General features: G+C 37.6%; 23 protein-coding genes. 18 read left to right on the top strand and 5 right to left on the bottom strand.

Annotation, left to right across the window (positions count from 1 at the left end):
• The 3 genes from IPU53_RS19315 to panF all read left to right on the top strand — a co-directional run bounded on the left by IPU53_RS19315 (window position 1) and on the right by panF (window position 2,493).
• Window positions 1–585: a PepSY domain-containing protein gene (locus tag IPU53_RS19315; protein ID WP_207452628.1), complete on the top strand. Its 585-nt coding sequence runs from the start codon at window positions 1–3 to the stop codon at window positions 583–585.
• Between the two features lie 205 nt (window positions 586–790).
• Window positions 791–1,066 (top strand): YhdT family protein, encoded by a 276-nt coding sequence (locus IPU53_RS19310; protein ID WP_313886532.1) that lies wholly within the window; start codon window positions 791–793, stop codon window positions 1,064–1,066.
• Window positions 1,063–2,493: a sodium/pantothenate symporter gene (gene panF / locus IPU53_RS19305; RefSeq protein WP_207452627.1), complete on the top strand. Its 1,431-nt coding sequence runs from the start codon at window positions 1,063–1,065 to the stop codon at window positions 2,491–2,493. Before IPU53_RS19310 ends, panF begins: the two co-directional genes overlap by 4 nt.
• Before the next feature lie 136 nt (window positions 2,494–2,629).
• Here panF and IPU53_RS19300 read toward each other — a convergent pair whose 3' ends face one another.
• Window positions 2,630–3,898 carry an MFS transporter gene (locus IPU53_RS19300; protein WP_207452626.1) on the bottom strand — a complete coding sequence of 423 codons (1,269 nt, stop codon included), beginning with the start codon at window positions 3,896–3,898 and terminating at the stop codon, window positions 2,630–2,632.
• 338 nt (window positions 3,899–4,236) lie between these two features.
• Between IPU53_RS19300 and IPU53_RS19295 the strand changes: the two genes are divergently transcribed.
• Both IPU53_RS19295 and odhB read left to right on the top strand, forming a co-directional pair.
• A complete protein-coding gene (locus tag IPU53_RS19295) occupies window positions 4,237–7,080 on the top strand; it encodes a 2-oxoglutarate dehydrogenase E1 component (RefSeq protein ID WP_207452625.1) in 2,844 nt (947 codons plus the stop codon).
• Between the two features lie 39 nt (window positions 7,081–7,119).
• Window positions 7,120–8,361 carry a 2-oxoglutarate dehydrogenase complex dihydrolipoyllysine-residue succinyltransferase gene (gene odhB, locus IPU53_RS19290; RefSeq protein ID WP_207452624.1) on the top strand — a complete coding sequence of 414 codons (1,242 nt, stop codon included), beginning with the start codon at window positions 7,120–7,122 and terminating at the stop codon, window positions 8,359–8,361.
• 122 nt (window positions 8,362–8,483) lie between these two features.
• On the opposite strand, the gene sda is transcribed toward odhB, so the two are convergent.
• Entirely contained in the window at window positions 8,484–8,606 is a 123-nt protein-coding gene (gene sda / locus IPU53_RS19285) for a sporulation histidine kinase inhibitor Sda (protein WP_057988101.1), read from the bottom strand.
• A gap of 292 nt (window positions 8,607–8,898) precedes the next feature.
• Between sda and IPU53_RS19280 the strand changes: the two genes are divergently transcribed.
• The 3 genes from IPU53_RS19280 to IPU53_RS19270 all read left to right on the top strand — a co-directional run bounded on the left by IPU53_RS19280 (window position 8,899) and on the right by IPU53_RS19270 (window position 12,841).
• Entirely contained in the window at window positions 8,899–9,384 is a 486-nt protein-coding gene (locus IPU53_RS19280; RefSeq protein WP_207452623.1) for a Rok-like winged helix domain-containing protein, read from the top strand.
• 103 nt (window positions 9,385–9,487) lie between these two features.
• Complete coding sequence (locus IPU53_RS19275; RefSeq protein WP_207452622.1) at window positions 9,488–10,372, top strand: ATP-binding protein; 885 nt, start codon at window positions 9,488–9,490, stop codon at window positions 10,370–10,372.
• Between the two features lie 552 nt (window positions 10,373–10,924).
• On the top strand, window positions 10,925–12,841 hold the full coding sequence (locus IPU53_RS19270; RefSeq protein WP_207452621.1) for a vWA domain-containing protein: 1,917 nt from the start codon (window positions 10,925–10,927) through the stop codon (window positions 12,839–12,841).
• Between the two features lie 53 nt (window positions 12,842–12,894).
• Here IPU53_RS19270 and IPU53_RS19265 read toward each other — a convergent pair whose 3' ends face one another.
• The gene (locus IPU53_RS19265) at window positions 12,895–13,629 is read right to left on the bottom strand and encodes a TPM domain-containing protein (RefSeq protein ID WP_207452620.1); all 735 of its coding nucleotides are present in this window, start codon (window positions 13,627–13,629) and stop codon (window positions 12,895–12,897) included.
• A gap of 148 nt (window positions 13,630–13,777) precedes the next feature.
• A complete protein-coding gene (locus IPU53_RS19260) occupies window positions 13,778–14,665 on the bottom strand; it encodes a YitT family protein (protein ID WP_207452619.1) in 888 nt (295 codons plus the stop codon).
• A 321-nt stretch (window positions 14,666–14,986) separates the two neighbouring features.
• Between IPU53_RS19260 and trhO the strand changes: the two genes are divergently transcribed.
• From trhO to IPU53_RS19230, 6 genes are all read left to right on the top strand, one after another.
• Complete coding sequence (trhO, locus tag IPU53_RS19255; protein ID WP_207452618.1) at window positions 14,987–15,958, top strand: oxygen-dependent tRNA uridine(34) hydroxylase TrhO; 972 nt, start codon at window positions 14,987–14,989, stop codon at window positions 15,956–15,958.
• 348 nt (window positions 15,959–16,306) lie between these two features.
• Window positions 16,307–16,510, top strand: a complete 204-nt coding sequence (locus IPU53_RS19250; protein WP_207452617.1) for a DUF1657 domain-containing protein — start codon at window positions 16,307–16,309, stop codon at window positions 16,508–16,510.
• 52 nt (window positions 16,511–16,562) lie between these two features.
• Window positions 16,563–16,769 (top strand): DUF1657 domain-containing protein, encoded by a 207-nt coding sequence (locus IPU53_RS19245; protein WP_207452616.1) that lies wholly within the window; start codon window positions 16,563–16,565, stop codon window positions 16,767–16,769.
• 59 nt (window positions 16,770–16,828) lie between these two features.
• Complete coding sequence (locus IPU53_RS19240; RefSeq protein WP_207452648.1) at window positions 16,829–17,659, top strand: DUF421 domain-containing protein; 831 nt, start codon at window positions 16,829–16,831, stop codon at window positions 17,657–17,659.
• An 87-nt stretch (window positions 17,660–17,746) separates the two neighbouring features.
• Window positions 17,747–17,929, top strand: coding sequence for a cold-shock protein (locus tag IPU53_RS19235; protein ID WP_207452615.1), 183 nt, complete (start codon window positions 17,747–17,749; stop codon window positions 17,927–17,929).
• Between the two features lie 146 nt (window positions 17,930–18,075).
• Window positions 18,076–19,611, top strand: coding sequence for an FAD-dependent oxidoreductase (locus IPU53_RS19230; protein ID WP_207452614.1), 1,536 nt, complete (start codon window positions 18,076–18,078; stop codon window positions 19,609–19,611).
• A 21-nt stretch (window positions 19,612–19,632) separates the two neighbouring features.
• On the opposite strand, the gene msrA is transcribed toward IPU53_RS19230, so the two are convergent.
• Window positions 19,633–20,190 carry a peptide-methionine (S)-S-oxide reductase MsrA gene (gene msrA / locus IPU53_RS19225; RefSeq protein WP_207452613.1) on the bottom strand — a complete coding sequence of 186 codons (558 nt, stop codon included), beginning with the start codon at window positions 20,188–20,190 and terminating at the stop codon, window positions 19,633–19,635.
• A 188-nt stretch (window positions 20,191–20,378) separates the two neighbouring features.
• Between msrA and IPU53_RS19220 the strand changes: the two genes are divergently transcribed.
• The 4 genes from IPU53_RS19220 (at window position 20,379) to metA (ending at window position 25,609) form a co-directional block, all read left to right on the top strand.
• The gene (locus IPU53_RS19220; protein WP_207452612.1) at window positions 20,379–22,112 is read left to right on the top strand and encodes an ABC transporter ATP-binding protein; all 1,734 of its coding nucleotides are present in this window, start codon (window positions 20,379–20,381) and stop codon (window positions 22,110–22,112) included.
• Window positions 22,102–23,892: an ABC transporter ATP-binding protein gene (locus IPU53_RS19215; RefSeq protein ID WP_207452611.1), complete on the top strand. Its 1,791-nt coding sequence runs from the start codon at window positions 22,102–22,104 to the stop codon at window positions 23,890–23,892. The genes IPU53_RS19220 and IPU53_RS19215 overlap by 11 nt, the downstream gene beginning before the upstream one ends.
• Window positions 23,893–24,227: 335 nt before the next feature.
• Window positions 24,228–24,605 (top strand): glyoxalase superfamily protein, encoded by a 378-nt coding sequence (locus tag IPU53_RS19210; protein WP_207452610.1) that lies wholly within the window; start codon window positions 24,228–24,230, stop codon window positions 24,603–24,605.
• A 98-nt stretch (window positions 24,606–24,703) separates the two neighbouring features.
• Window positions 24,704–25,609, top strand: a complete 906-nt coding sequence (gene metA / locus IPU53_RS19205; RefSeq protein WP_207452609.1) for a homoserine O-acetyltransferase MetA — start codon at window positions 24,704–24,706, stop codon at window positions 25,607–25,609.
• The last annotated feature ends 127 nt before the right edge of the window (window positions 25,610–25,736 follow it).

Here is a 25,736-nt window from a genome sequence, read left to right as displayed (position 1 = left end):
ATGAGGAAAAAATTATTCATTCTTTTTGTAGCAGTTGCAGTTATTTTAAGTGGTGCCATTGGGGTTGCGGCGATTTCCAACCCAAATCCATCAGATCTAAGTCGCTCAAATAATATTCCAGTAAATGAAAAAGCGAAAGAGACAAGCTTGATTTCATGGGAGGAAGCACGTGATATAGCTTTACAAGAAATAGATGGAACAATCCAAAGTTTAGAGCTTGATAAAGAGGATGGCCATTTTGTCTATGAAGTGGAATTAACAGTAGATGACCATGCTCAAGCTGAGCTGGAGATTGATGCTCAAACAGGAGTGGTCCTTGAATTCGATTATGATGCAAAGGTTTCAAACGATGAATCGGCTTCATATAAAGACCCTGTAGTTAACGGTTCAAATACAAAGGGAAAGATTACATTGGACGAAGCCGTATCCATTGCCTTGAAAGATACTCCAGGGACCATAGCGGAAATAGAATTCGATTCTGATGATACAGAATATGAAATCAAATTGTATTCAGAAGAAGATCCAATCGAATTAAAAATTGATTCGAACACTGGGAAAATTATATCAAAAGAAGTTGATGATTAAGAAAGACCCAATGCGGTTTTACTGAAAAAATTAATTTTTCTTAGCTTTTAGTTGAGGACGAATCCATGTGCGGATTCGTCCTTTTCAATGTCATTAGATGGGGGGAGGAGGGATTGCATAGAAGTTGAGTGTGCCCATTAGTTTCTATATAATGGAACAAGAATTTTAAATTATATTTTGGAATATCGGAAGGAGTAGAATCCTGGTGAAAAAGCTTGAATTGAGCGATAAACAGATGCGTATTTCTCGAAGGGAAGCATGGACCGGGGTTGGACTAGGGATCTTTCATTTCCTTTGGTGGTATGGTTTTGCATATGGATTAGGAAATAAACCAGTAAAGGATTATCAGTACATATTAGGGTTTCCAGCTTGGTTTTTTTATAGTTGTATTCTAGGTTTTGCCATTATTTTTTTATTAGTAGTTCTTTTCGTAAAAACATTTTTTCATGAACTATCGTTTGAAGAGGAGGATGAAAATTGAATCTCCAAGTTATCACACCACTTCTTCTCTTTCTTGTCATTATTTTTATTGCGGGGTTCTATGCAGCAAGATTTGTAAAATCCTCTGATTCCTTCATCCAAGAATACTTTTTGGGAAATCGACAATTAGGCGGCTTTGTGTTAGCGATGACGATGGTGGCGACTTATGGAAGTGCCAGTAGTTTTTTGGGGGGACCGGGAGCAGCTTACCATTATGGATTGGCTTGGGTATTACTCGCTATGTCTCAAGTGGTAACAGGTTATTTTGTTTTAATGGTCCTTGGCAAAAAATTTGCCATCATGTCGAGAAAATATAAAGCTGTTACCATAACCGATTTTTTACAAAGTCGTTATCAATCCAAATGGGTAAGTATTTTATCTGCCGTTAGTATTACTATTTTTTTATTTTCTGCGATGATCGCTCAGTGGGTGGGCGGAGCAAGGTTGATTGAATCCGTTATAGGAGTATCTTATTTATCTGCTCTTGTCATCTTTGCGGTTTCTGTTCTGGTTTATGTTGTTATCGGTGGATTTAGAGCTGTTGCCATTACTGACAGTATTCAAGGAATCATTATGTTAGGTGGAACGGCTATTTTGCTGATTGCAGCCATTATTGCCGGTGGTGGTATCGACACAATCATGTCGGAGTTAAGAAATGAGAACCCTAATTTATTAAGCCCATATGGAGCAGATCGCAGTTTAACACCATTATACATATCATCCTTTTGGATATTAGTAGGAGTTGGCGTTGTAGGACTTCCACAAGTGACAGTAAGAGCGATGTCCTATAAAAACTCGAATGCTATGCATCGGGCGATTATTATCGGAACTTTTGTCACTGGGGTGATTATGCTTGGAATGCATTTAGCGGGTGTGTTTGCCAGGGTTATCATTCCCGACCTGGAAGATGCTGATACAGTGATGCCGTTATTAACTCTTGAAATATTGCCTCCATGGGCTGCTGGTATTGTGTTAGCAGCCCCAATGGCGGCAATTATGTCAACTGTAGATTCTTTATTGTTATTGGTTTCGTCCGCATTAGTCAAAGATCTTTATTTGAATTTTATTAATCCAAACGCCAATATAAATAAAGTCAAGAAAATCAGCCTCTGGATGACAGCCATCATTGGAGTGGCAGTTTTCTTTTTAGCGATCCAGCCTCCAGATTTCTTAATTTGGCTAAATTTATTTTCTTTCGGCGGATTAGAGGCTGTATTTATTTGGCCGATTGTGTTAGGGCTGTATTGGAAAAATGCGAATAAATATGGCGCCATTAGTTCAATGGTTGCTGGGATGGGCACTTATATCTGTTTTCATCTCTTTTGGCCAAATCCTTTAGGCATGCATACTGTTGTACTGCCTGTACTGATTTCTCTCGTTGCCTTTGTATTTATCTCAAAGATCACCAAACCCGCTTTCACCCTATAAATCGAGACTGCCAATAGTGGTGGAGCTTCCATTTTGCACTGATGGCTCAAGACTTATCGGCGTGTTATCGGCTGTAATTTCCCACTTAGTTTCTTTTGAATCCGTAGCCTTGAAGTGAGGTCTTATGGAGTGATGTTCATTCTAAGACAGGCTTCACTTTGGTGGCCTGTTTTTCCTGTTCAGGTTTTATGGCTTTAAAGGAAAGCCAGGCTCCAATCACACTAAAGGCGCCTAATACAATAACCATATCAAGTATTTTGCCTTTCATGAGCAAAGCAATGATCGGTGGCCCTGCAGCAACGCCTAGAAAGCGCATGGAACTAAAAATAGCAGTGATCGTGCCACGCATTTCTTTTTCAATACTTTGCGTCAAAATTGAATCCAGACAAGGTAAAGCAGCTCCAATTCCAATTCCACAGATTAGAAAAACAACAATTAAGTAAATAAACTTTTCAGAGAACATAGTGGCAGCAATTGATATAGCTGTTAAAACCGTGCCAAAAAACGTGATCCATTTCATCCTTTGTAAATTATCTTTAATCACCTTTCCAGCTATAAAAGAGGCTATACACAAGGCAGCTAGAGGTATGGCAAGCAAGAATCCCTTTTTTACCCCATCATAATGATATTTATCCTCCAAGATAGAAGACAGATAAAAAAGTAAGCCGAATAAAATAAACATTAAAATAGCCCCAATCATAAAAACAGCAATAAGCCATCTCCAATGCTGGCTAAATATCTCCTTTATATTTTTAGTAAAACGACCAAAAGAAAGTTCATGATCATCTCCTTTAGGTTTCTTGACAAAAAATACAATTAATAATAAAGAAAGAAGGCTTAATACTGGAATGGAAAAAAAAGGCATAAACCAAGTGATTCCCGCAATTAATGCTCCTAAGATTGGACTTAGTACTTTTCCAAACGTATTAGAGGTTTCAATGATGCCGAGGGAAGCACTTGCCTCAGCCTCTTCCTTACAGATATCACCAACTAAAGGTAAAACAATTGGAAATGCCCCCGATGCACCAATCCCTTGAAAAACCCTTCCAATAATAATCCAAGTAAAGGCAGAATCGAGTTGCCAAGCTGCCCAACCACAAATAATTCCTCCGATCCCCGTTAAGATCAACGATGGGATAATTACAATCTTCCGTCCATATTTATCGGAAAGAAAACCCGCAACCGGAATTAAAAATATAGAAACAATGGAATACACCGTTATGATCAAACTAGACTGAAATTTAGAGATATCAAGTTCCTTTTCCATTAAAGGTAGGATTGGAATTAACATTGAATTCCCCAGTGTCATGATCAGCGGAATAGAAGCAATCGCCATAATGGCTAACTTTTTATTGGGTTTCGTATGATTATTATTTAATGCTGCTTGTTTGTTATTTGTTTCCATCGTTTTATCCTTTCAATCATGATAATTTTACTATTAACGGTTTTTTTCTTTTTATCCTGGTAAACGTTTTTTTAAGGAAATAAATTCTGGACTTAGTAGCTAGATTTGGAAGGAAAAGAATACCAAACAAAATCGTTGCATTTTTATGGAATAATAGTAAGATTGATATGGTTGAATTTTCTATTAAAACTCTATTCAACAATCTATTTTAAAACCTTCATAAATCAGACAAATTTCCTTTAATTTATGTAGGTTCAATGCTAGAATAATGATAGGGTTTTATATTTTTTATATTTCTTCAAAATAAATTTGGTTGCAATCGTGGAGGCGTATCACAAATGAGTAAAAACTCTTCATACCAAGCGTCGCCCTGGCAGAATTTTTCAGGTCCGAATCTTGGTTATGTAATGGAAATTTACGATGAGTATGTCAATGATCCCAGTAGTATTATTGATCCAGAGTTAAAGGCATTATTTGATCAATGGGGTGCACCGCAGGCTGAAGAAGCAAGCGGAACAACAAAAGGTCAGGTGGATATTTCTTTTCAAATTCCGGAAAGCCCTGACATGTATAGTAAAATTGCGGGTGCTATTAAGCTTGCTGATAATATTCGTACATATGGGCATTTAGCTGCGGACATTCGGCCCTTAAATCGGGATATTGATGAGAGATACATTGAGCCATCTCAATTTGATTTAACGGAAAATGATCTTAAAAAAATTCCACCATCTTTTATTTCTCCAAATGCACCGTCAGATTTAAAAGATGGACTTGAGGCTATTGACCATTTAAAAAAAGTATATACAAAGAAAATTGCTTTTGAATTCAGTCATGTTCATGAATCAGAAGAGAGAAATTGGCTTCAAAAGCAAATTGAATCTGAGCGTTTTTATCCTTCTCTTACCAAGGAAGAACGAATCCAAGTATTACACCGTCTTGCAGAAGTAGAAGGATTTGAACGGTTTCTCCATCGGACATTCGTTGGTCAAAAAAGATTTTCTATTGAAGGACTGGACACACTTGTTCCATTAATTGACAAAATTATTAACTCTACAGTGGAAACAGGAACGAAAGCAGTCAATATTGGTATGGCGCATCGTGGACGTTTAAATGTTCTGGCCCATATCTTGGAAAAACCTTATAAATTAATTTTCTCCGAATTCCAACATGCGCCGAATAAAGACGTGATCCCATCTGAAGGGTCCATCGGTATTACGTATGGCTGGACAGGAGATGTAAAATATCATCTTGGTGCTGATAGAAGAGTCAAACGAGGGAGTGCAACTCAAACACGGATTACCCTTGCTAACAATCCTAGCCACTTAGAAGTTGTGGGTCCAGTTGTGGACGGTTACACACGTGCGGCTCAAGAAGATAGGAGTCAAGCTGGGATCCCGAAACAAGATATGTCAAGTAGCTTAGCAATTTCAGTACATGGGGATGCCGCGTTTGCTGGAGAAGGCATTGGCCAAGAAACATTAAATATGGGTCATTTGAAGGGCTATGACACTGGTGGAACCATTCATATTATTGCCAATAACATGATCGGATTTACAACGGACAGTTCGGATTCACGATCCACCAAATATGCGTCCGATATTGCAAAGGGCTTTGAAATTCCAATTGTTCATGTGAATGCAGATGATCCAGAAGCTGTATTAGCGGCAGGGATTTTGGCTTATAAATATCGCGAAAAGTTTCATAAAGACTTCCTAATCGATTTAGTTGGTTATCGTCGTTATGGCCATAACGAAACAGATGAACCAATGGTGACGAATCCTATTATGTACAATATTGTACATAAGCATCCAACGGTAAAAGAAATTTATGCTGATCGTTTAATAGAAAAAGGACTTCTTTCGAAAGAAGAAGTTACAAAGATAGACGAAAAGATTATTCAAAAACTTCAAAATGAGTTTGATGGGGCGGCAAAAAGTACGGATGACCCCGATATTTCAATGAACCCACCTGAGAAGGTCATGGAAGCTTTGCAAAATGAACAAACTCCAATCTCAGAAGCAGATTTGAAATTGATTAATGAGGCATTACTAGATTGGCCAAAGGATTTTAAAGTTTTTCAAAAATTAAGCAGGATCTTAAAAAGAAGAGAAACCATTTTCTCTGGTAAAGGGAAAATTGATTGGGCGCACGCAGAATCACTTGCGTTTGCAACGATTTTAAGAGACGGCACTCCAATTCGCTTTACTGGTCAGGATACACAAAGAGGAACATTTGCGCAACGACATCTTGTTCTGCATGATGAGGAAAATGGCCAAGAGTTAATCCCAATGCATCATATTCCTGATGCACAAGCTTCTTTTGCTGTATACAACAGTCCATTAACAGAGGCGGGAGTAGTTGGGTTTGAATATGGTTATAATGTCTTCGCACCAGAGACGCTTGTCCTGTGGGAAGCACAATTTGGGGATTTTGCCAATATGGCGCAGGTGTATTTTGACCAATTTATTTCGTCTGGAAGAGCGAAATGGGGTCAAAAATCAGGTTTGGTATTACTTCTTCCTCATGGTTATGAAGGTAATGGTCCAGAGCATTCAAGTGGGAGAGTGGAAAGATTTTTACAAAGTGCAGCGGAAAATAATTGGACAGTTGCCAATCTTTCAAGTGCAGCGCAATACTTCCATCTACTTAGAAGACAAGCAAGCTCCCTTGGTAAAGAAAATGTGAAACCACTTGTGATTATGACGCCGAAATATTTATTGCGTCATCCACTTGCATCGGCAGAGGTACAGGACCTTGTGAAAGGTCGATTCCAAACCGTTATTGAACAAGCCGGACTTGGCCAACAGAAAAAAGCTGTAGAAAGAATTGTTCTTTGTAGTGGGAAAATAAGTATTGATTTGGCCGAGCGATTGGAAAATGAGCAGGATTTAGATTGGCTTCATATTTTAAGGGTAGAAGAATTATATCCATTCCCATCTGAAAAGATTAAAGAAATAGTTGCTCAATATCCTAATACGAAAGAACTTGTTTGGGTACAGGAAGAACCGAAAAATATGGGCGGATGGTCACATGCTGATCCATATTTGCGCAAGCTAGCTCCAACCGATGTCGAGGTTAAATATACTGGTCGTAGAAGACGGTCTAGCCCATCTGAAGGAGATCCGACTGTTCATAAAAAAGAACAAAAACGTATCATTAGAGAAGCATTAACCAAAAACTAAATCACACAAATGTATGGTAATCATAAGGAGGATTTCAAAGTGGCTGAAATTAAAGTACCTGAATTAGCAGATTCAATTACGGAAGGTACAATCGCTCAGTGGTTGAAACAACCAGGCGATCATGTAGATAAGGGAGAATATATTGTCGAGCTTGAAACGGATAAAGTAAATCTTGAAGTGATCTCTGAAGAAGCAGGAACTTTGCAAGAATTAAAGGCAGCTGAAGGAGATACTGTTCAAGTTGGTGAAGTTATCGCAATTGTTGGAGCTGGAGAAAGCAAAGCTGATAACAAGGATACTTCAGCAAATGAAAAACCAGAAGAAAAAGTTACTGAAGAACAAACAGCGGAAGCAACACCAGAAAAAGAGACTGAAGAGAAGAAGGAACGAACTATTGCTTCTCCTGCAGCCCGAAAATTAGCGAGAGAAAAAGGCATTGACCTTACACAAGTGCCGACTGTTGATCCAATGGGACGTGTTCGAAAACAAGATGTTTCGTCCTATTCCAATCAGCCAAAGCAAGAAGAAGCTCCAGCAGCTGCACCAAAGCCAGCATCTTCTGCCGCTCCAGAAGATGGAAAGCCGGTTGAAAGGGTTCGTTTATCTAGACGTCGGCAAACAATTGCCAAACGTTTGCTAGAAGTAAAACAAAACACAGCCATGTTGACTACCTTCAATGAAATTGATATGACAGCTGTGATGAATTTACGCAAACGTAAAAAAGATAATTTTGTAAAAGAACATGATGTTCGCTTAGGTTTTATGTCATTTTTTACAAAAGCTGTTGTAGCGGCCCTTAAAAAGTACCCAGCTGTTAACTCTGAACTTGACGGTAATGAGTTAATCATGAAAAATTTCTATGACATTGGTGTTGCTGTTTCGACTGATGAAGGACTAGTGGTTCCGGTCATCCGTGATTGTGATCGCAAAAATTTTGCTGAAATCGAATCAGATATTTTAACAGCTGCGAATAAGGCAAGAGATAATAAATTAACCTTAAATGATCTATCTGGTGGAACATTTACGATTACAAATGGTGGTGTCTTTGGTTCTCTATTATCAACTCCTATTTTAAATGGCACGCAAGTAGGGATTTTGGGAATGCATACTATTCAAACAAGACCTGTTGCAATTGATGCAGAACGAATGGAAAATCGACCAATGATGTATGTCGCTCTTTCCTATGATCACAGAGTCATTGATGGAAAAGAAGCTGTAGGCTTCCTTGTAACTATTAAAAAACTGTTAGAAAATCCTGAAGACCTTCTTCTAGAAGGATAAGTAAGTACGTTAAGAAAGAGCCGACAAAAATGCCGGCTCTTTTGTTTTTTTACAATATAGAATTAAAAGGCGTGCCGGAAAATGGCACGCTAATTTTATAGATATATAGTTTTATATTTACGTTAAGCCTTTAACCCTCGTTTTCTAATTTCTGACTTGAGTAATCTAATCCATTCACTTTCATGTTTGTTTTTCTTTGCATCTCGATAGGCAGCGACCAGCAGTTCGTTACTCATAATTTTCATTGCTAGTAAAACCTCCTCGTGAAATTGGATTATTCAATTGTTAAAATACATTTTACCTTTTTTAGGACGAAAAGGAAAGCGTTTAGCCTAAATTTTTTAAAAAAATAAAGCGCTTCATTAAGTGAATCCCCATCAGACAGTTGGCTATGATGAATGGGGCGTAATTTTTAAAAAGTAAAATTTTTCATGATATATAATTTTCTAAATCATCTTGCTTTTCTTAGCGCTTTTGCTCATAATCTAAGATATAATGAAAAAATGATGAATAAGATAGGGATTGGGGAGGGAATAAATGTTGTTTGATGAAAGAAATGCATTAAAAATTAGATTAGAACAAATGAACGATGTAGAGAAAAGAATATTAGAAGATTTACATGAGGAAAGAAGTTTTATTTTTAATCGATTAAGAGAATTAGATGAACAGGATCCAGCTGAACATCTAAGCGATGAAAAACAGCTTAAAAAGAACAATCCGATATTTAGTCAAGCGGATGATGCTACAACTACTCCAGCCCCTATACCTAGAAAAAGAAAAGGACGCCCCTCAAGAAGAAGTAAAACGACTAAATTAAGGGAAATTGCCATTGAAGTATTAAAAGAAGCAAATGCGCCTGTACGAGGGAAAGAATTAAAAGAGAAGATTGAAACGGCTTCAGATTCAAATATCGCAAATATGACCACCTTTATGAATACAATTCGTGAAACAGATCATCATATTATCAAGGTAGGAAGAGGCCTTTATGTATACGATTGGGAACAACAGGAACAGCAAAATTAATGAATATTTATATTTAGTTGAGACTTGCTTAAGAGCAAGTCTTCTTTATTTTTGTTAAAATATGAAGATGTGAGTTTTTAATATTGTAGAGAGGATATCATTTATGAATACATTATCTTTGCCACAAACAATAGAGCAAGTCATTAAGGAGCGGCATGAGCAGTTTTCACAGCAAACGAAGGAAGCTCCCCATAAAATAACCCAATTCTTATCGAAGGATAACGAATTATTATCAGATGCCATCATTTCAGTGGCATTAGGAAAAAACATTCTGCTTAAAGGACCTACCGGTTCTGGGAAAACGAAGCTAGCGGAAAACATATCACAGATTTTCAAACAACCTATGCATAGCATTAATTGTTCTGTTGATTTAGATGCTGAAGCGTTATTGGGGTTTAAAACGATTAATCAGAGGAATGGCAAACAGACGATTGATTTTGTTCCTGGTCCAGTCGTTAAAGCAATGAAAAATGGACATTTATTATATGTGGATGAAATCAATATGGCAAAGCCAGAAACATTGCCGATTTTAAACAGCATTCTAGATTACCGTCGATCTGTCTTTAATCCGTTTACTGGTAAGACGATTCATGCCGAAAAAGGTTTTGGCGTGATAGCAGCTATTAATGAAGGCTATATCGGGACGGTTCCTTTAAATGAAGCGTTAAAAAATAGATTCGTTGTTCTAGATGTTCCTTATATTCAGGGAGATATATTAAAAACGGTGCTTAAGACAGAAAGTATCTTAGAGGATGCAACGTTATTAGATAAGTTCGTTATATTATCTGAGGATTTAATCACACAAGTACGTAATGGGCAAGTACCAGAAGAAGCAGCTTCCATTCGCGCTTTGATCGATACCTGTGATTTATCAGTCTATTTACCTCCATTAAGAGCAATTCAACGTGGAATCGCTGATAAGCTTGAAGAAGAAAGAGAAAAAGCGGCGATCATGAATATTGCATCTACATTGTTCGAAGGAAAGTAAATATAAAATTCTCTTGGAAATTGCTTAAGGACTGAGTGTGGTGTGTTTAGCTCCAGGCACCATCGGCAGGAGGGAGTTCATTGGCGAGGGATGTCCTAGTGCAGACGAAGCTATAGTCGTCGCAGATTTAGCCGATGTTCTGCATAATAATCTGAACCAATGAAAGTCAAAGAGCAGCGCCGCGCTTTTCTTAAAAGATAAGAAAGTATAAAATTTGGCTAGCGTTGAGATCCAGCTCTAGCGCCTAGCCCCTCGAGGCTCGCAGGATGCGAGTCCATCGGCGTTGCGACGTACAGGATGTACTAGTGCAGGCGAAGCGACAGGACGTCGCGGTTTGAGTCTGCCGCCAGGACGGCGCGAACTTAGCCGATGTTCCGCTTAATAACCTGAGCCAATAAAAGTCAAAACCGGACTTTTTTTGTCTCAGAACATTTGCTTGTCGGAGGCCAACAGGATGTTGGTCAGAAAGGCGTTGCACCAGGACGGTGCGAATTTAGCCTTTCTTCCTAGATCAAGGCGCTTGCGCTTTTCTTAGTATAAGGAGTGAAAGGAATGTATCGTTTCATCGATTTTAATGATGAGAAAATTGATTCTCTATTTATGATGGAATTATCTGATCTTGCCAAAACCCTTGTAAAAGATGAGGAATATGAAGTTGACCTCCGTGTTCATTCGTATATAGACACTGCGGACAAAAAAATATATGCAAGTCATTTTTGGAATCATCGTTCTGAAAAGGATAGGGTTCTAGGGATGAAGAGTGACGTTTATTTACGGGCATTGGGAAATTACCATTTTACCGATCAAAAAGTAATTCGTAAATTTGTGGAGTGGTCTACGTACACAAACGTTCCTCGTTTTGCGAGACAATTATTTTCGCTCGCTGAGGATTTAAGAATAGAAGAAATTTGTAAAAGAAAAAGGCCGGGGATGAGAAGAGAATTTAGTCAGCGAAGAAAGCTTTATTTAGGTTTTTTTCAGAATCAGTGGAAAGTTAATATGGAGAGAAGTTTGTTTACGGATGTGCTTTTTAATCTTGCTTATCTCGTTTGGAATACGGAAACGCCGCTTTTCGAAATCCCAGGAATCCATGCTAATATCGACCCAGTTATAGTGTTATATCGAGAAAAGTTAGAACGCTTGTTTGATGCAGGCTCAACAGACGATGTAGCGAAAAACTGTATGCAAATTGTGACATTAGTAGAAGATGTTGTACAACGAGATTTATTAAATGATTATTTCCATCTTCATCATGATGAAGATGAGGGTCAACATGTAGATTATCGAGATTTATTAAGAAAAGATAAGCTCATTAATAATGATCAATCGGAAGAAAAAGCAACAGGCGATGAGGAGTTTTTTAAGGAAGAGATGAAAACCTGGCATCGTGAAACCAGTGAACCGGGAGAAAATTTTTTACAATTTGATCTTGATCAAGGTACACAAACAGACATCCTTGCAAATGAAGCGAGGGAGGGAGAAGCTGGTGATCAAGCACTTGCGATTGTAAAAGGAAAAGCAGGGAAGAGTCAATACAAGGATTATTCCGATATGGAAAATCTAGGAAGGAAAAATGATAAGGCTGATTCTATTCATGCTCCATATGGAGTAGAAAATCGCCATGCAGAGGCAATTTTTCTTTCGCCAACAGTTCCAAAAAATGAAGAGATTCATCAATATCTACTATATAAAAAGTCGATGACTTTGTACCAAAAGAAATTAAAACGAACAATCGATATGACGCTTGAACATAAAAAGCAGCTGCCACGCACTCGTTTACAAATAGGTCGTCTGAACAATAAATTAATACACTTTTTCACAGATGATGAAAAAAGATTATTTTATAAAAAGACAGAAAAATCAACTGCAATAGATGCCGTTTTTAGTTTGTTAATTGATTGCTCTGCCTCCATGCAAGATAAAATGGAGGAGACAAAGAAGGGGATTACCTTATTTCATGAAGCATTAAAATCTGTTCGTGTGCCGCACGAAATAACGGGTTTTTGGGAAGATGCGAACGATGCGACAAGAGAAAGACAGCCTAATTATTTTTCTCAACCCATTACTTTTTCAAATTCACTGAAAAAGAAAGCAGGCCCCGAAATTATGCAATTAAAAGCCGAAGAAGACAACAGGGATGGTTTTGCGATTAGAATAATGACCGAAAGATTATTAAGTAGGGGAGAAAAGCAAAAGTTTTTGATTGTGTTTTCTGATGGGGAACCAGCCGCTTTCGGATATGACCAAAATGGGATTATTGACACGCATATGGCCGTAATAGATGCTCGAAAAAAAGGAATTGAAGTCATTAATATTTATTTATCTGTCAATGAAGTAGCGGATGAACAACGAAAAGTCTTCCAAAATATCTATGGGGCTTACAGTTTAGTATCACCTTCCATTGAAACTTTGCCAGAACTGCTCTTTCCGCTACTAAAGAAGTTATTACTTAAGTCATTAAACGAATGAGAGGTGAGATGTAGGAAAAAGCTATCCTGCTGATCAAATCAGCCTGGATAGCTTTATCTTCGTTCTCTTACCTTTACTCTTTTTGCAGGATGCCTACCTTGTTTTTTCTTAATTTTGCGTCGCCTGAGGGGCGAGGTTAAAATGCGAAGAACAGCAAAGCACAAGGCACCACCTAAAAATTTAAAGTCCAAGAAAATAATTCCCAAGAAAACAAGTATAAAAATAGAAATAGTGAGAAGGGATGGTCCACCTTGTCCATATTCATATCCTTTTGCGGAAGCCCTCTTGTCAAGCTCATATTTAATCGCGATTTCATTAAATAACTGATTATATGTATTTGTTATAGCTACTTGAAAATTATTCTTTTCCAAATAGGGCAGGCTATAGGCATCTAAAATTCCCCCAATTTTTCCGGGAGGAAAGGTTTCTTCCAAACCTTTTCCAACTTCTATGTAGATTTTTCGATCTTGAACTGCGAATAGTAACAAAACACCATTCTGTTTATCCTCACCCCCAAGCTTGTATTCGCGAAACACATCTTTAGCATAATCGTTTACGGATGTGTTTTGGAGAGAAGGAATGGTTAGAACACTTAACTGTGCGCCAAGATGTTTATCAAGATATGTTCCAAGCTCTGTTATCTCTTTCTTTGCTTTTTTTGGTAATAAGTCAGCAGAATCCTGAATATAAATATCACCACTTGGCTTAGGTATATCTTCTGCCAATGTAGATGGAGGGAATAAAAAGAGCAAAGGAATTAGAAGGATGCCGTAGATCCATTTCTCCATGATTATAAGTCCTTTCATCATTAAATCTCTGTTTAATGTTCAAATAATTATGTTATCATCTTTCAATCAATAACACTATAGCGATCAGGAGAAAATTAATCTTTAAAAAAATAGCGGATTCCTTAATGTACGTGCTTCCACTACTTCATTAGTGGATACGTCTTTTACGAAAATGTCCTCCGCGTACTTCCGAAATATTCCCAATAGCAAGGAAGGCTGATTCATCATGATCTTCTATAACTGATTTTAATTTCGATTCTTCAAGTCTTGTAATGACACAAAAGATCACTTTTTTATCGTCTCCTGTATAGGCTCCCTCGCCGCTTAAATAGGTTACGCCTCTTCCTAGTCTTGCTAAAATCGTTTCTCCTATCTCTTTTGCTTGATCACTGATAATCCATACAGCCTTGGATTCATTTAATCCTTCTACAACGACATCAATGACTTTAAAAGCAATAAAGTATGTAATAATAGAATACATCGCACGTTCCCAGCCAAAAATGAAACCAGCAGAAGTAAAAATGAAGAAATTAAAAAACATAATAATTTCTCCAACTGAAAATGGAATCTTATTATTAAGAAGGATCGATAAGACTTCTGTTCCATCAAGGCAGCCTCCAAAACGAATAACGATCCCAACTCCCATACCTAAAACAATTCCACCAAAAACTGTATCTAATAAAAGATCATTTGTCACGACGTATACATTATGTAAGAGCACGGATGTGAGAGATAAAACAAAGATGCCATGTAAGGTCGTTAAGGCAAATGTTTTTCCAATTTGTTTATAACCGAGGTAAATAAAGGGAAGATTTAATAAGAAGAGTATAAATCCCACTCTCCAGCCAGTTAGATACGAAAGAATAATGGATATCCCAGTAATTCCACCATCTAATATATTATTTGGAACTAGAAACAATTCTAAAGCAGTCGCCATCAAGACAGCGCCAAGCGTGACCAATAAAATACGCCAAAATATAATTCTTCTTTTTAACTTTTTATGATGTTGTTTGATTTCAATCTGGCTTTGTAGCATCCCATCATCCTTTCTGGAATCGATTTTGTAAGACTTGCTATTGTATCTGGATATTAGCTCATTAATGAATTTGAAGCTTTCCCAATAGGTATTGCTACTCATAACATAATTTATTATAAACTTAATTAGGAGTCTTGAAAATACTTTCACATTATTAATAAGTTAGATAATGGTCCAAGCAGCAGGTTGACATTGATTTTCTTATTGAGAATCGGTAAAATAAAAAGGTAAGAGTAAAGTGTATCTATTCGGGAAACCGAAATTGAATCCTCCTAAACACGTTTATATCTTGCAAATATAACAGGATAGGTGGTATTTTTTGTGGAAAAAAAACCTAATTATCGAGTATTGTTGTACTATCAGTATGTTGAAATTGAAGAACCAGATGTATTTGCCAAAAGACATTTAAAGTTTTGTAAGAGTATTGGATTAAAGGGGCGAATTTTAGTAGCTAGTGAAGGAATGAATGGAACTGTTTCTGGTACATGGGAACAAACAGAAACATATATGAATGAGATGAAAAAAGATCCTCGTTTTGAAACGATGGTCTTTAAAATAGACGAGTCTAATGAACATGCATTTAAAAAGATGCATGTTCGTCACCGTTCAGAACTTGTCACACTTCGGTTGGAAGATGATATAAATCCACATGAAGTAACTGGAAAATACCTTGAGCCAGCTGAATTTTTCCAAGCAATGCAAGATGAAGAAGCCATTGTCCTTGATGCTCGCAATGACTATGAATATGATCTTGGTCATTTTCGTGGCGCTATCCGTCCCGATATTAAAACGTTCCGTGAATTGCCAGATTGGGTTCGGGAAAATAAAGAACAATTGCAAGGAAAAAAAATCCTTACGTATTGTACGGGTGGAATCCGTTGTGAAAAGTTCTCTGGATGGCTTAAGAAAGAAGGCTTTGAAGATGTAGGCCAACTGCATGGAGGCATTGTCACATATGGAAAGGATCCAGAAGTTCAAGGCGAGCTTTGGGATGGTCAATGTTATGTATTTGATCAGAGAATTTCTGTTCCAGTAAATCAAAAAGAACATGTTATTGTTGGACGTGACTATTTTGATGGCACTCCATGTGAGCGTTACGTGAACTGTGCAAATCCTGAATGTAATAAACAAATTTTGTGCTCAGTGGAGAATGAACATAAATATATGAGAAGTTGCACAGCTGAATGCCGTGTCCACCCAAGAAATTTATATATTCAAGAACATAATCTCAGTGAAGATGAAGTGAAAAAGAGAGTAGATAAGCTAAAACATGATTTAGAACCAAGTGTCTAATAAGAAAAGCGCAAGGCGCCCGCCTATCGGCGACAAGCAAATGTTCTGAGCCAAAGAAAGGCGTTCTTTGCCTTTCATTGGCTCAGGTTATTTGACCTCGAGCCGATGGCGCCTGGAGCTGGACAACAACTGCCCAGCCTTAAAGCAATCTTAAGGAAAATTTTATGCTTTCTTATCTTTTAAGAAATAAAAAAACAGCATTGCCAGATAGGCAATGCTGTTTTTTTAGCATAATTTCAGATGTCAAAATCATTTGTTTTTTTCTAATCCCAATTTTTTCAATGTATGGAATCCCCAAAAAATCACATAATATGAACGTTCCAAAAAAGATTGAGGGGGTAAAAAAATATGACTGTTATTACAAAAGTTCAACAAACATTAACTGGATTAAAAACAGCTCAGGCTAGTTTTGAGGGCTTCGCATTAGATACCGACAATCAACAAGCAAAACAACTTTACAAATCATGCGCTCAGCAAACTCAGACGATTATTGATTCGCTGGAACCACGCGTTCAAGAAATTTTGCAAGAAGAACCGCAATATAACCAATAATTAAAAAGGAACAGAGTTTCTCTGTTCCTCCTATTACCAGGAGGATAAGAACATGACTGTCTTTGCTAATGTAAAAGGAACATTTGCGTCCGCAAAAGCCATTCAAGCTGAATTTAGTCGTTTAGCTGAAATAACCTCTGACGAGGAAGCCAAAAGAATTTTTCATGAATGTATGGAAGATATGAATTCAGTCATTGTTGATTTACAACAGCGTATTGAATTTATGAAAGCTGAAGAACAGCAACACAGAAATTCGTAAAGGAGGAACATGAAGTGGATATTCCTAATTGGCTCGAAACCATCCTTCGTTCTTCATCTATGGTCATTATCTTATTTTTATTAACTAAGTGGTTAGGAAAAAAACAATTATCGCAACTATCCTTTTTTGAATATATTGCAGGGATTACAATCGGTAGTATTGCCGCTGAATTATCTACAGGCTTAGAAACTCATTACGTAAATGGGGTATACAGTCTTTTAGTGTGGGCAGCCATTCCTTTTATAGCAGGGCTTATCGGGCTAAAAAATAAAAAAGTTCGTAACTTTATAGAAGGTTCATCCACTGTTGTCATAAAAAATGGGAAAATCCAAGAGGAAAACCTATCTAAGGAACAGTATACGGTTGAAGAATTATTACAGCTCTTAAGAAAAAAGGACGCCTTTCAGGTTGCGGATGTGGAATTTGCCATTTTGGAACCAAATGGGGATTTAAATGTGATGTTAAAAAAGGATAAGCAACCTATCACTCCCTCTGATCTTCAATTAGAAGTCGCTCCAGAAAAAATGCCTCAGACTGTTATTATGGAAGGGAAAATAATTGATATGGGTCTATCATCAAGAGGACTAAACAGATCTTGGCTTGATACAGAGCTAGAAAAATTAGGTGTAGCCCTTGATAATGTTTATTTAGGTCAAGTAGATACATATGGTCAGTTAACTGTGGATATATATGATGATAAGATCCAAATTCCTGAAACCAAACCAAGGCAATCTCTATTAACATCCTTGAAAAAATGCCAAGCTGATTTAGAGTCATTTTCCCTTGAAACTGATTCACAAGAGGCAAAACATATGTACAAGAAAAATGCGGAAAAACTGCAATCCATTATACAAAAATCTGAGCAGCTTCTTACTCAAAAATATTCCTAATGGCGGGTGCTGAGCTGTCAAAGGTGATTTGGTTTATTGTTCTTAATGGCGTATAATATAATTATAAATGTGAAAGGGGATCTTGCCATGGCTTACAGAAGGGGACCTAAGGAACCAACCCCGGAGAAAGAAACGGTTGTTTGGTCATGTACGAATGAAGAATGCTCATGTTGGATGAGGGATGCCTTTTCTAATGATGAAAAAACGATTTGTCCGATTTGTAAATCGGAAATGGAAAAAGAAGTAAGAGTTTTACCTGTTATAAGTTAATGTAAAACGGGGATTGTCCTTTTGGTAGTATATGGACAATCCCCTTTTTTCATTTCTGGCGATGGATTCGTGGAAAGGGTGTGCATATAAAACGATTTTTGGGGAATTATCAATAATAATAGAAATAGCTGAGGAGGAGTGCTCTGATGAGCGAGACCAACAACAAAACAAACTTTCCAATATCCCCGGGGTCATGGTGGATTCGTTCCACAAAAGTACATAAATTTCCGAGCCTTGAAGACGATATGAAGGTAGAAGTAGCAATTATTGGTGGTGGAATTACAGGCATAACAGCGGCGTATATGTTGGCGAAAGAGGGGTTGCAGGTTGCTTTATTTGAAGCAGATTCTTTATTTAATGGGACAACCGGGCATACTACAGCAAAAATTACATCACAACACGGTTTAATCTATAATGAATTGATCCAACATTTTGGGGAAGCGAAAGCTAAATTGTATTATCAGGCTAATCAAAAGGCAAAAGAACAAATGGAAGACTGGATAAAAGCCCATGATGTCCAATGTCATTTTCAAAAAGCAGATGCATTTATCTATACAAATGAAGACAGTTATGTAGATAAAATAAAAAAAGAAGCCGATGCCTATCAAAAATTAGGGATTGAAGGCGGAATCACTAAGCAAATTCCAATCGATTTGCCTTATAAAAAGGCAATCCTTATGAAAAACCAAGCCCATTTTCATCCTCTTCACTATTTAGCTAAGATGGTTGAGCAATTGGAAAAGCTTGGTGTAAAAATATATGAAAATGTCGTTGCTTTGCATATGGAAGATAGTGATTCACCGATTATTCATTTTAAGAGTGGAAAAAGGGTGGAAGCCAACTTTGTGATTTCTACTTCTCATTTCCCTTTTCATGACAGCAAAGGATTTTTTGCACGTCTTTATCCAGAACGATCTTACGTGATTGCCGCAAAGCCCGAAAAGCCTGTTGTCGAAGGCATGTACATCAGTGCGGAGCAACCCACCCGTTCTATTCGTCCAGTTACGATAGAAGGAGAAGAAATGCTATTATTTGGTGGAGATGGCCATAAAGCTGGGCAGGGTGAAAATGAATCAGAACATTATCAGGCCTTAGAAAAATTTGCCAAAGAACATTTCGGAGTTAAAGAGGTTGCCTACAGGTGGTCTGCACAAGATCTTGTCACACCAGATAAGGTCCCTTACATTGGGGAACTATCAAAAGGAAGTAATGTATTTGTTGCAACTGGTTTCCGCAAATGGGGAATGACAACCAGTTATGTTGCAGCTCAATTAATTAGAGACTTAATTATCGACCAAAATAATCCTTATAAAGACCTATACACTCCTTTTAGATTTAAAGCCGATCCAAGCATAAAGAAGGTCCTGAAAGAAAGTGTAAATGTGGCCGCTCAATTAGTGGGCGGCAAACTAGAAGTCCCCGATAAAGAACTAAAAGATATAAAAGAAGGAGAAGGAGCAGCTATCGCCATCAAAGGCAAACGAGCTGGTGCCTACAAAAACGAAAAAGGCCAACTCTTTGTAGTCGACACAACCTGCACCCACATGGGCTGCGAAGTAAATTGGAATAGCGGCGACAAAACTTGGGACTGCCCATGCCACGGCTCACGCTTTACCTACAAAGGAGAAGTCCTAGAAGGCCCCGCCGAAAAACCTTTAAAAATACTTAACGGAGACACCTAACGGGGTCAGTCCCCCGTTACGTTAACGCGTTTCTGCGGCGGGGGACTGACCCCGTGGTTTCCAATGTTTTTGTATAAATTGGTCGCGGCCTGATTTTTCTCTGTCTGTTTGGTAGTCTGTTTTATTTTTTTTATAAAAGTCTTGGTGATAGTCTTCGGCTGGGTAGAATGTTTGGGCTGGCTTGATTTGGGTGATGATTGGTTTGTTGAATTTGCCACTAGCAGCCAATTTGTTTTTAGATTTTTCAGCAGCTATTTTTTGTGTTTCATTATGATAAAATATCGCTGTTCGATAGGAGTCGCCACGATCATGAAATTGACCGCCTGCGTCAGTTGGGTCAATTTGTTGCCAATAGATTTCAAGTAATGTCTCATAAGACATTTGTTTTGGATTGAAGGTAATTTGCACAACTTCATAATGCCCTGTTTCCCCTGATTTGACATCCTCATAGGTTGGATTTACAAATGTTCCTCCGGAGTAACCAGAAACAATACCCTCTACGCCGTCCCATTGATCAAAGGGTTTAACCATACACCAAAAGCATCCCCCTGCAAATGTTGCTTTTTCTAATTTCTCCATTGTATATATGTTCCCTTCCAAACAAGTTAATTCCTATATTTAATCATATTTTTTGAGGTATTTCCATAACCATTATATTTTAGCAAGATTTTGAATAATCAGCTTGATCAGATGACTTTTTCTTGTTTTTACTTTAAGATAGGTAATGAAAATATATTTAGGCTTACGAATGATCCGGGGGAATGCAAATGCAGAAAGTGACCTCATATTTAAAACCTTATCGTTGGGCTATGGGCATAGCCTGGATGCTGATGCTTGTGGAACTAGTAGTAGAATTATGGCATCCCATGTTTATGGCCAATATTATCGATGAAGGAATATTAAAACAAGATCTAAATGCTGTGATGAAATGGGGAGGCATTATGGTAGGAATGTCCTTGCTTGGATTTATTGCTGGGATTACCAATTCTTTTTTTTCTGCCCATGCTAGTCAAGGATTTGGATTTGATGTACGCTCCTCAGTGTTTAAAAAGGTGCAATCGTTCTCATTCAATAATTTAGCTCAGTTTCAAACATCTTCCCTCATCACTCGTTTGACAAATGATATTACACAAATTCAAAATACGTTGTTTATGAGTTTACGCGTTGCCTTGCGAAACCCTTTGCTTATCATTGGTGGGGTAACGATGGCCTTTTTTGTCAATGCTAAGTTAGCGCTTATTTTAGTTCTACCTATACCTATTCTTGTGTTTGCGTTAATTTGGGTGATGAGAAAAACGGGGAAGTTATTTCGATTAGTACAAGATAAACTGGATAAGGTCAACAATGTCATGCAAGAAAATTTAACCTCGATTCGCTTAATCAAAGCGTTTATTAGAAGAAAATTTGAAGAGAAACGTTTTGGAACAGCTAACGAAGATTTACGAAATCAAACGGCAAAAACATTGAGACTTGTGGAATTGCTTGGTCCACTTCTCTTATTTATTATGAACCTAGCTATTTTATTCATTTTATGGTTCGCAGCAACAGATGTCCATCAGTCAAGGATGAATGTGGGTGAAGTTGTTGCGATGGTCAATTATGGTTTTCGAATCACAATGGCTTTATCCATGCTATCTTGGATCATTATGGCTTTCTCTCGAGGTTTTGCCTCTTCGGCGAGGATTACAGAAGTTCTAGCGACCTCTGTAGATTTGGAGGATGATGAATCGACCTCATCCGATAGAAAAATCCAAAATGGAAAAGTAGAATTCCAAAATGTCTATTTTAAATATCCGGGGACAGATCAGCATGTGCTTCAGAATATATCTTTTACAGCAAATGCTGGTGAAACGATTGCGGTTATGGGGGCAACAGGAGCAGGGAAATCAGTACTTTTTCAACTAATACCAAGACTTTATGATGTGGATGAAGGTCAAATAAAGATTGATGGTCAAGATATTAAAAAAATGACCCTCCATTCACTTAGAAAACAAATTGGTTTTGTTCCTCAGGAATCGATTTTATTTACAGGCTCTGTTGAGAGTAATATTGCTTGGGGGAAAGAAGAGGCATCGCACGAAGAAATGATGACAAGTACAAAGGATGCCCAAATACATGAAACAATTCAAAGATTACCTAAAGGATATCAAACAAAAGTTGGTCAGAAAGGGGTCAATTTATCTGGGGGGCAAAAACAAAGACTGTCCATCGCTAGAGCCTTAGTGCGAACACCTAAACTATTATTTTTAGATGATAGTACAAGTGCTCTTGATATGAAAACAGAGACAAAATTATTAAGTGCCCTGGAAAAATATGATTCAACCATTTTTATTATTACGCAAAAAATTACTACAGCTATGAAAACTGATCAAATTCTTTTATTAGACGAGGGGAAATTAGTAGCATGTGGGAATCATGAAACGTTAATGAGAACGTCACCCCTTTATCAAAAAATCTATCATTCTCAATTTACTAAAGGGGGGATAGCAGATGGCCAATAGGAAGATGGGCCAGCCCTTGAAGGTTGAAAAAGTTAAAAATTGGAAAAAAACGTTGATTCGTATTTGGCGATACCTTGATGTTTATCGCGGTCAATTATTCCTCGTTTTGTTTACGGTGTTAGCAAGTTCTGGGCTCGGCCTATTAGGACCGTTTTTAATTGGGAAAACGATTGATAAATACATTACTGAAAACAATGGAAATACTTTGCTTTTTATTCTTGTTATGATAGCTTGCGTTTATTTTTTCTTTTCACTCACTAGCTTTATGCAAAACTATTGGATGATTGGAATCGGTCAAAAAACCGTCTTTACATTGAGGGAACAACTTTTTAATCGGTTACACAAATTACCGATTAAGTTTTTTGATAAACGCCAACATGGAGATTTAATGAGCCGATTGACGAATGATATTGATAATGTCAGTCAAACATTAAATACGTCTGTGATTCAACTTTCTTCTAGTGTTATGACTCTCGTCGGTACGATTACGGTTATGTTAATATTAAGTCCTTTACTTACGTTGATTACAATGTTTGTTGTTCCGATTATGTATTTTGGAATGAAATGGATCACCAACCGAACAGGAAGGCTATTTAAAGAACAGCAGAAGCATCTTGGTGATTTAAATGGATTTATCCAAGAAACGATTGCCGGACAAACGATTGTGAAAACTTTTTCTCAAGAAGAAAAGATTATAGCCGAATTTACAGAAAAAAACGAACGATTAAGAAATGCTGGTTACTGGGCCCAAGTGTATTCCGGTTTTATTCCAAAGTTAATGAACATGCTGAATAATTTAAACTTTGCTGTGATCGCGGCTGCAGGTGGAATTTTAGCGCTTAAAGGATATGTCAGTATTGGGACGATCGTTGTCTTTACGGAATACTCTCGTCAGTTCACACGCCCATTGAACGAATTAGCTAATCAATTCAATACTTTACTTTCAGCCGTAGCTGGTGCAGAAAGAGTGTTCGAAATACTGGATGAACCGGAAGAAAAAGACGGTGAATCCAGTCGTAAAATTGATCATATTCATGGAGAGATCGAATTTAAAGATGTGTCCTTCTCGTATGAGCCAGAAGGAGAAGAACAAACCGTTCAACAGATAAATTTTCAGGCTAAACCTGGTGAGACGGTTGCGCTTGTTGGGCCAACAGGGGCTGGAAAAACAACGATTATCAATTTGCTTGCCCGTTTTTATGAAACAAGTAGTGGAGAAATTTCCATTGATGGTATGAATATCCAAACAATCGAAAGAAATAATTTACGCAGTCATATGGGATTTGTTCTACAGGATTCTTATCTTTTCCAAGGAACGATTCGGCAAAATATTCGCTATGGAAAACTGGATGCATCTGATAAAGAAGTGGAAGAGGCTGCAAAAATGGCGAATGCCCATTCTTTTATAATGAAATTACCTAATCAATACGATACGATTCTTAAGCAGGATGGCAGTGGTATTAGTCAAGGTCAAAGACAACTTTTATCGATTGCAAGAGCAATGCTGTCCAATCCTTCTTTGCTTATTTTAGATGAAGCGACAAGTAATATTGATACGATTACTGAAATGAAGATTCAAGAAGCACTTACGCGGTTGATGGAAGGGAGAACGAGTGTGGTTATCGCTCATCGACTGAATACCATCCAAAATGCTGATCAAATTCTTGTATTAAATCAAGGACAGTTAATTGAAAAAGGAACCCATGCAACATTGCTTCAACAACAAGGTTTCTATTATGACCTATTCCATAGCCAAATCCGCGAAGAAGTTGGGTCTTAAGAAAAGCGCAAGCGCCTTGGTCAGCTCCGACAAGCAAATGTTCTAAGACAAAAAAAGTCCGGTTTTGACTTTTATTGGCTCAGGTTATTTCTCGGAACATCGGCTAAGGTCGCCACGTCCTGGCGGCAGACTCAAACCGCGACGTCCTGTCGCTTCGCCTGCACTAGTACATCCTGTACGTCGCAACGCCGATGGACTCGCCTCCTACGAGCCTCGAGCCGATGGCGCCTGGAGCTGGACAACAACTGCCTAGCCTTAAAGCAATCTTAAGAAAAATTTTCTTTCTTATTTTTTAAAAAAGGGCAATACTCGAATATGAAGGAGGAACACCTAAAATGGAAGCTCAATTTTCATTGACAAATGAAATCATTCCTATTTTAAGAGTTTTTGATGTACAAAAGCTAAAAGAATTTTATGTAGACTTTTTAGGTTTCAAAATAGATTGGCAGCATCGATTCGACGAAAATGCTCCCTTGTATATGCAAGTATCACAACAGACATGCATTCTCCATTTATCTGAACATCATGGGGATGCTTCGCCTGGAACAAGTTTAAGAATAGGAGTACGAGAGCTCCAGGAGTTCCACCAAAAGCTTTTAGCAGAGAACTATACTTATGCACGTCCAGGGATGGAGAAAACACCTTGGGGGGCAACAGAATTCACCGTCCATGATCCCTTTGGCAATAAACTTATCTTTTATGAACAAAAATAAGCAAACTAAAAAATTAATTTACTCTTCTTCACTTGCCGAAATGGCAAGTGAACCCTATAATAATGCATATTAGGTTTTTAAGTTAGGGGGGATATGAATTGCCTATAAATATACCAGGGAGAATGCCTGCTAGGGAAATATTAGAGGAAGAAAAAATATTTATCATGGATGAAGACAGAGCCGTTGCGCAAGATATCCGTCCATTAAATATTTTAATCTTAAATTTGATGCCGGAAAAACAAAAAACCGAAGTCCAGATATTACGCCTATTAGGAAATACACCATTGCAACTAAATGTATCCTTTTTACATATGGCTACACATCAATCAAAAACGGTGAGTAAAACACATCTGGACGAATTTTATACAACGTTCTCGGAAGTGAAAGATAAATATTTTGATGGGATGATTATCACGGGCGCCCCTATTGAGCATTTACCTTTTCAAGAGGTGACATACTGGGAAGAGCTAAAGGAGATCATGGAGTGGACCAAAAGCCGGGTCACATCGACTATGCATATTTGCTGGGGAGCGCAAGCAGCCTTATACTACCATTATGGCATCGACAAATACGAATTAAAGGAAAAATGTTCGGGGATCTATGAACATGAACTTCTGTATCCAAAATTAAAATTGGTACGAGGATTTGATGACATATATCTAGCACCACACTCGCGGAATACAAGTGTAAGCCAGCTAGAAATTGAAGAACATCCAGAGTTACTGCTCGTTTCAAAAGGGGAAGCTGGTCCGTTTCTAATCATGTCGAAAGACGAGAAAAATATTATGGTTACAGGACATTTAGAATACGACGCTACCACACTAGCAGAAGAATATGAAAGGGATTTGAATAAAGGGATTTCCATACATCCACCGGAAAACTATTATCCAAATAACGATCATACAAAAAAACCTCTCCACGCATGGCGTTCACATAGCTATTTACTTTTTTCAAATTGGCTTAATTATTATGTTTATCAGGAAACTCCATATGAGTGGAAATAAACGATACGGGTGTCACACCCGCATCGTTTATTTTAATAGGAAAGGATTTTTTTAAAAAAATTCTCATTGATTAAAGTTTTACTTTATAGAAAGGTTGTTTCCTTTTCCAAACCTTAGTATTATAATA

It is taken from the genome of Bacillus sp. SD088 (assembly GCF_017355205.1).
In the GTDB taxonomy this organism is placed as follows: Bacteria; Bacillota; Bacilli; order Bacillales; family Bacillaceae_C; genus Lederbergia.
Note: the sequence above shows the minus strand (reverse complement) of the source record. Positions and strands in the feature narration are given on the sequence as shown.

Bases quoted from the DNA above. Each gene is read 5' to 3' on its own strand.
- IPU53_RS19315 (WP_207452628.1), top strand. From the start codon at position 1: ATGAGGAAAAAATTATTCATTCTTTTTGTAGCAGTTGCAGTTATTTTA.
- IPU53_RS19300 (WP_207452626.1), bottom strand. From the start codon at position 3,898: ATGGAAACAAATAACAAACAAGCAGCATTAAATAATAATCATACGAAA.
- IPU53_RS19295 (WP_207452625.1), top strand. From the start codon at position 4,237: ATGAGTAAAAACTCTTCATACCAAGCGTCGCCCTGGCAGAATTTTTCA.
- sda (WP_057988101.1), bottom strand. From the start codon at position 8,606: ATGAAAATTATGAGTAACGAACTGCTGGTCGCTGCCTATCGAGATGCA.
- IPU53_RS19280 (WP_207452623.1), top strand. From the start codon at position 8,899: ATGTTGTTTGATGAAAGAAATGCATTAAAAATTAGATTAGAACAAATG.
- IPU53_RS19275 (WP_207452622.1), top strand. From the start codon at position 9,488: ATGAATACATTATCTTTGCCACAAACAATAGAGCAAGTCATTAAGGAG.
- IPU53_RS19270 (WP_207452621.1), top strand. From the start codon at position 10,925: ATGTATCGTTTCATCGATTTTAATGATGAGAAAATTGATTCTCTATTT.
- IPU53_RS19265 (WP_207452620.1), bottom strand. From the start codon at position 13,629: ATGGAGAAATGGATCTACGGCATCCTTCTAATTCCTTTGCTCTTTTTA.
- IPU53_RS19260 (WP_207452619.1), bottom strand. From the start codon at position 14,665: ATGCTACAAAGCCAGATTGAAATCAAACAACATCATAAAAAGTTAAAA.
- IPU53_RS19250 (WP_207452617.1), top strand. From the start codon at position 16,307: ATGACTGTTATTACAAAAGTTCAACAAACATTAACTGGATTAAAAACA.
- IPU53_RS19245 (WP_207452616.1), top strand. From the start codon at position 16,563: ATGACTGTCTTTGCTAATGTAAAAGGAACATTTGCGTCCGCAAAAGCC.
- IPU53_RS19240 (WP_207452648.1), top strand. From the start codon at position 16,829: ATGGTCATTATCTTATTTTTATTAACTAAGTGGTTAGGAAAAAAACAA.
- IPU53_RS19235 (WP_207452615.1), top strand. From the start codon at position 17,747: ATGGCTTACAGAAGGGGACCTAAGGAACCAACCCCGGAGAAAGAAACG.
- IPU53_RS19230 (WP_207452614.1), top strand. From the start codon at position 18,076: ATGAGCGAGACCAACAACAAAACAAACTTTCCAATATCCCCGGGGTCA.
- msrA (WP_207452613.1), bottom strand. From the start codon at position 20,190: ATGGAGAAATTAGAAAAAGCAACATTTGCAGGGGGATGCTTTTGGTGT.
- IPU53_RS19220 (WP_207452612.1), top strand. From the start codon at position 20,379: ATGCAGAAAGTGACCTCATATTTAAAACCTTATCGTTGGGCTATGGGC.
- IPU53_RS19215 (WP_207452611.1), top strand. From the start codon at position 22,102: ATGGCCAATAGGAAGATGGGCCAGCCCTTGAAGGTTGAAAAAGTTAAA.
- IPU53_RS19210 (WP_207452610.1), top strand. From the start codon at position 24,228: ATGGAAGCTCAATTTTCATTGACAAATGAAATCATTCCTATTTTAAGA.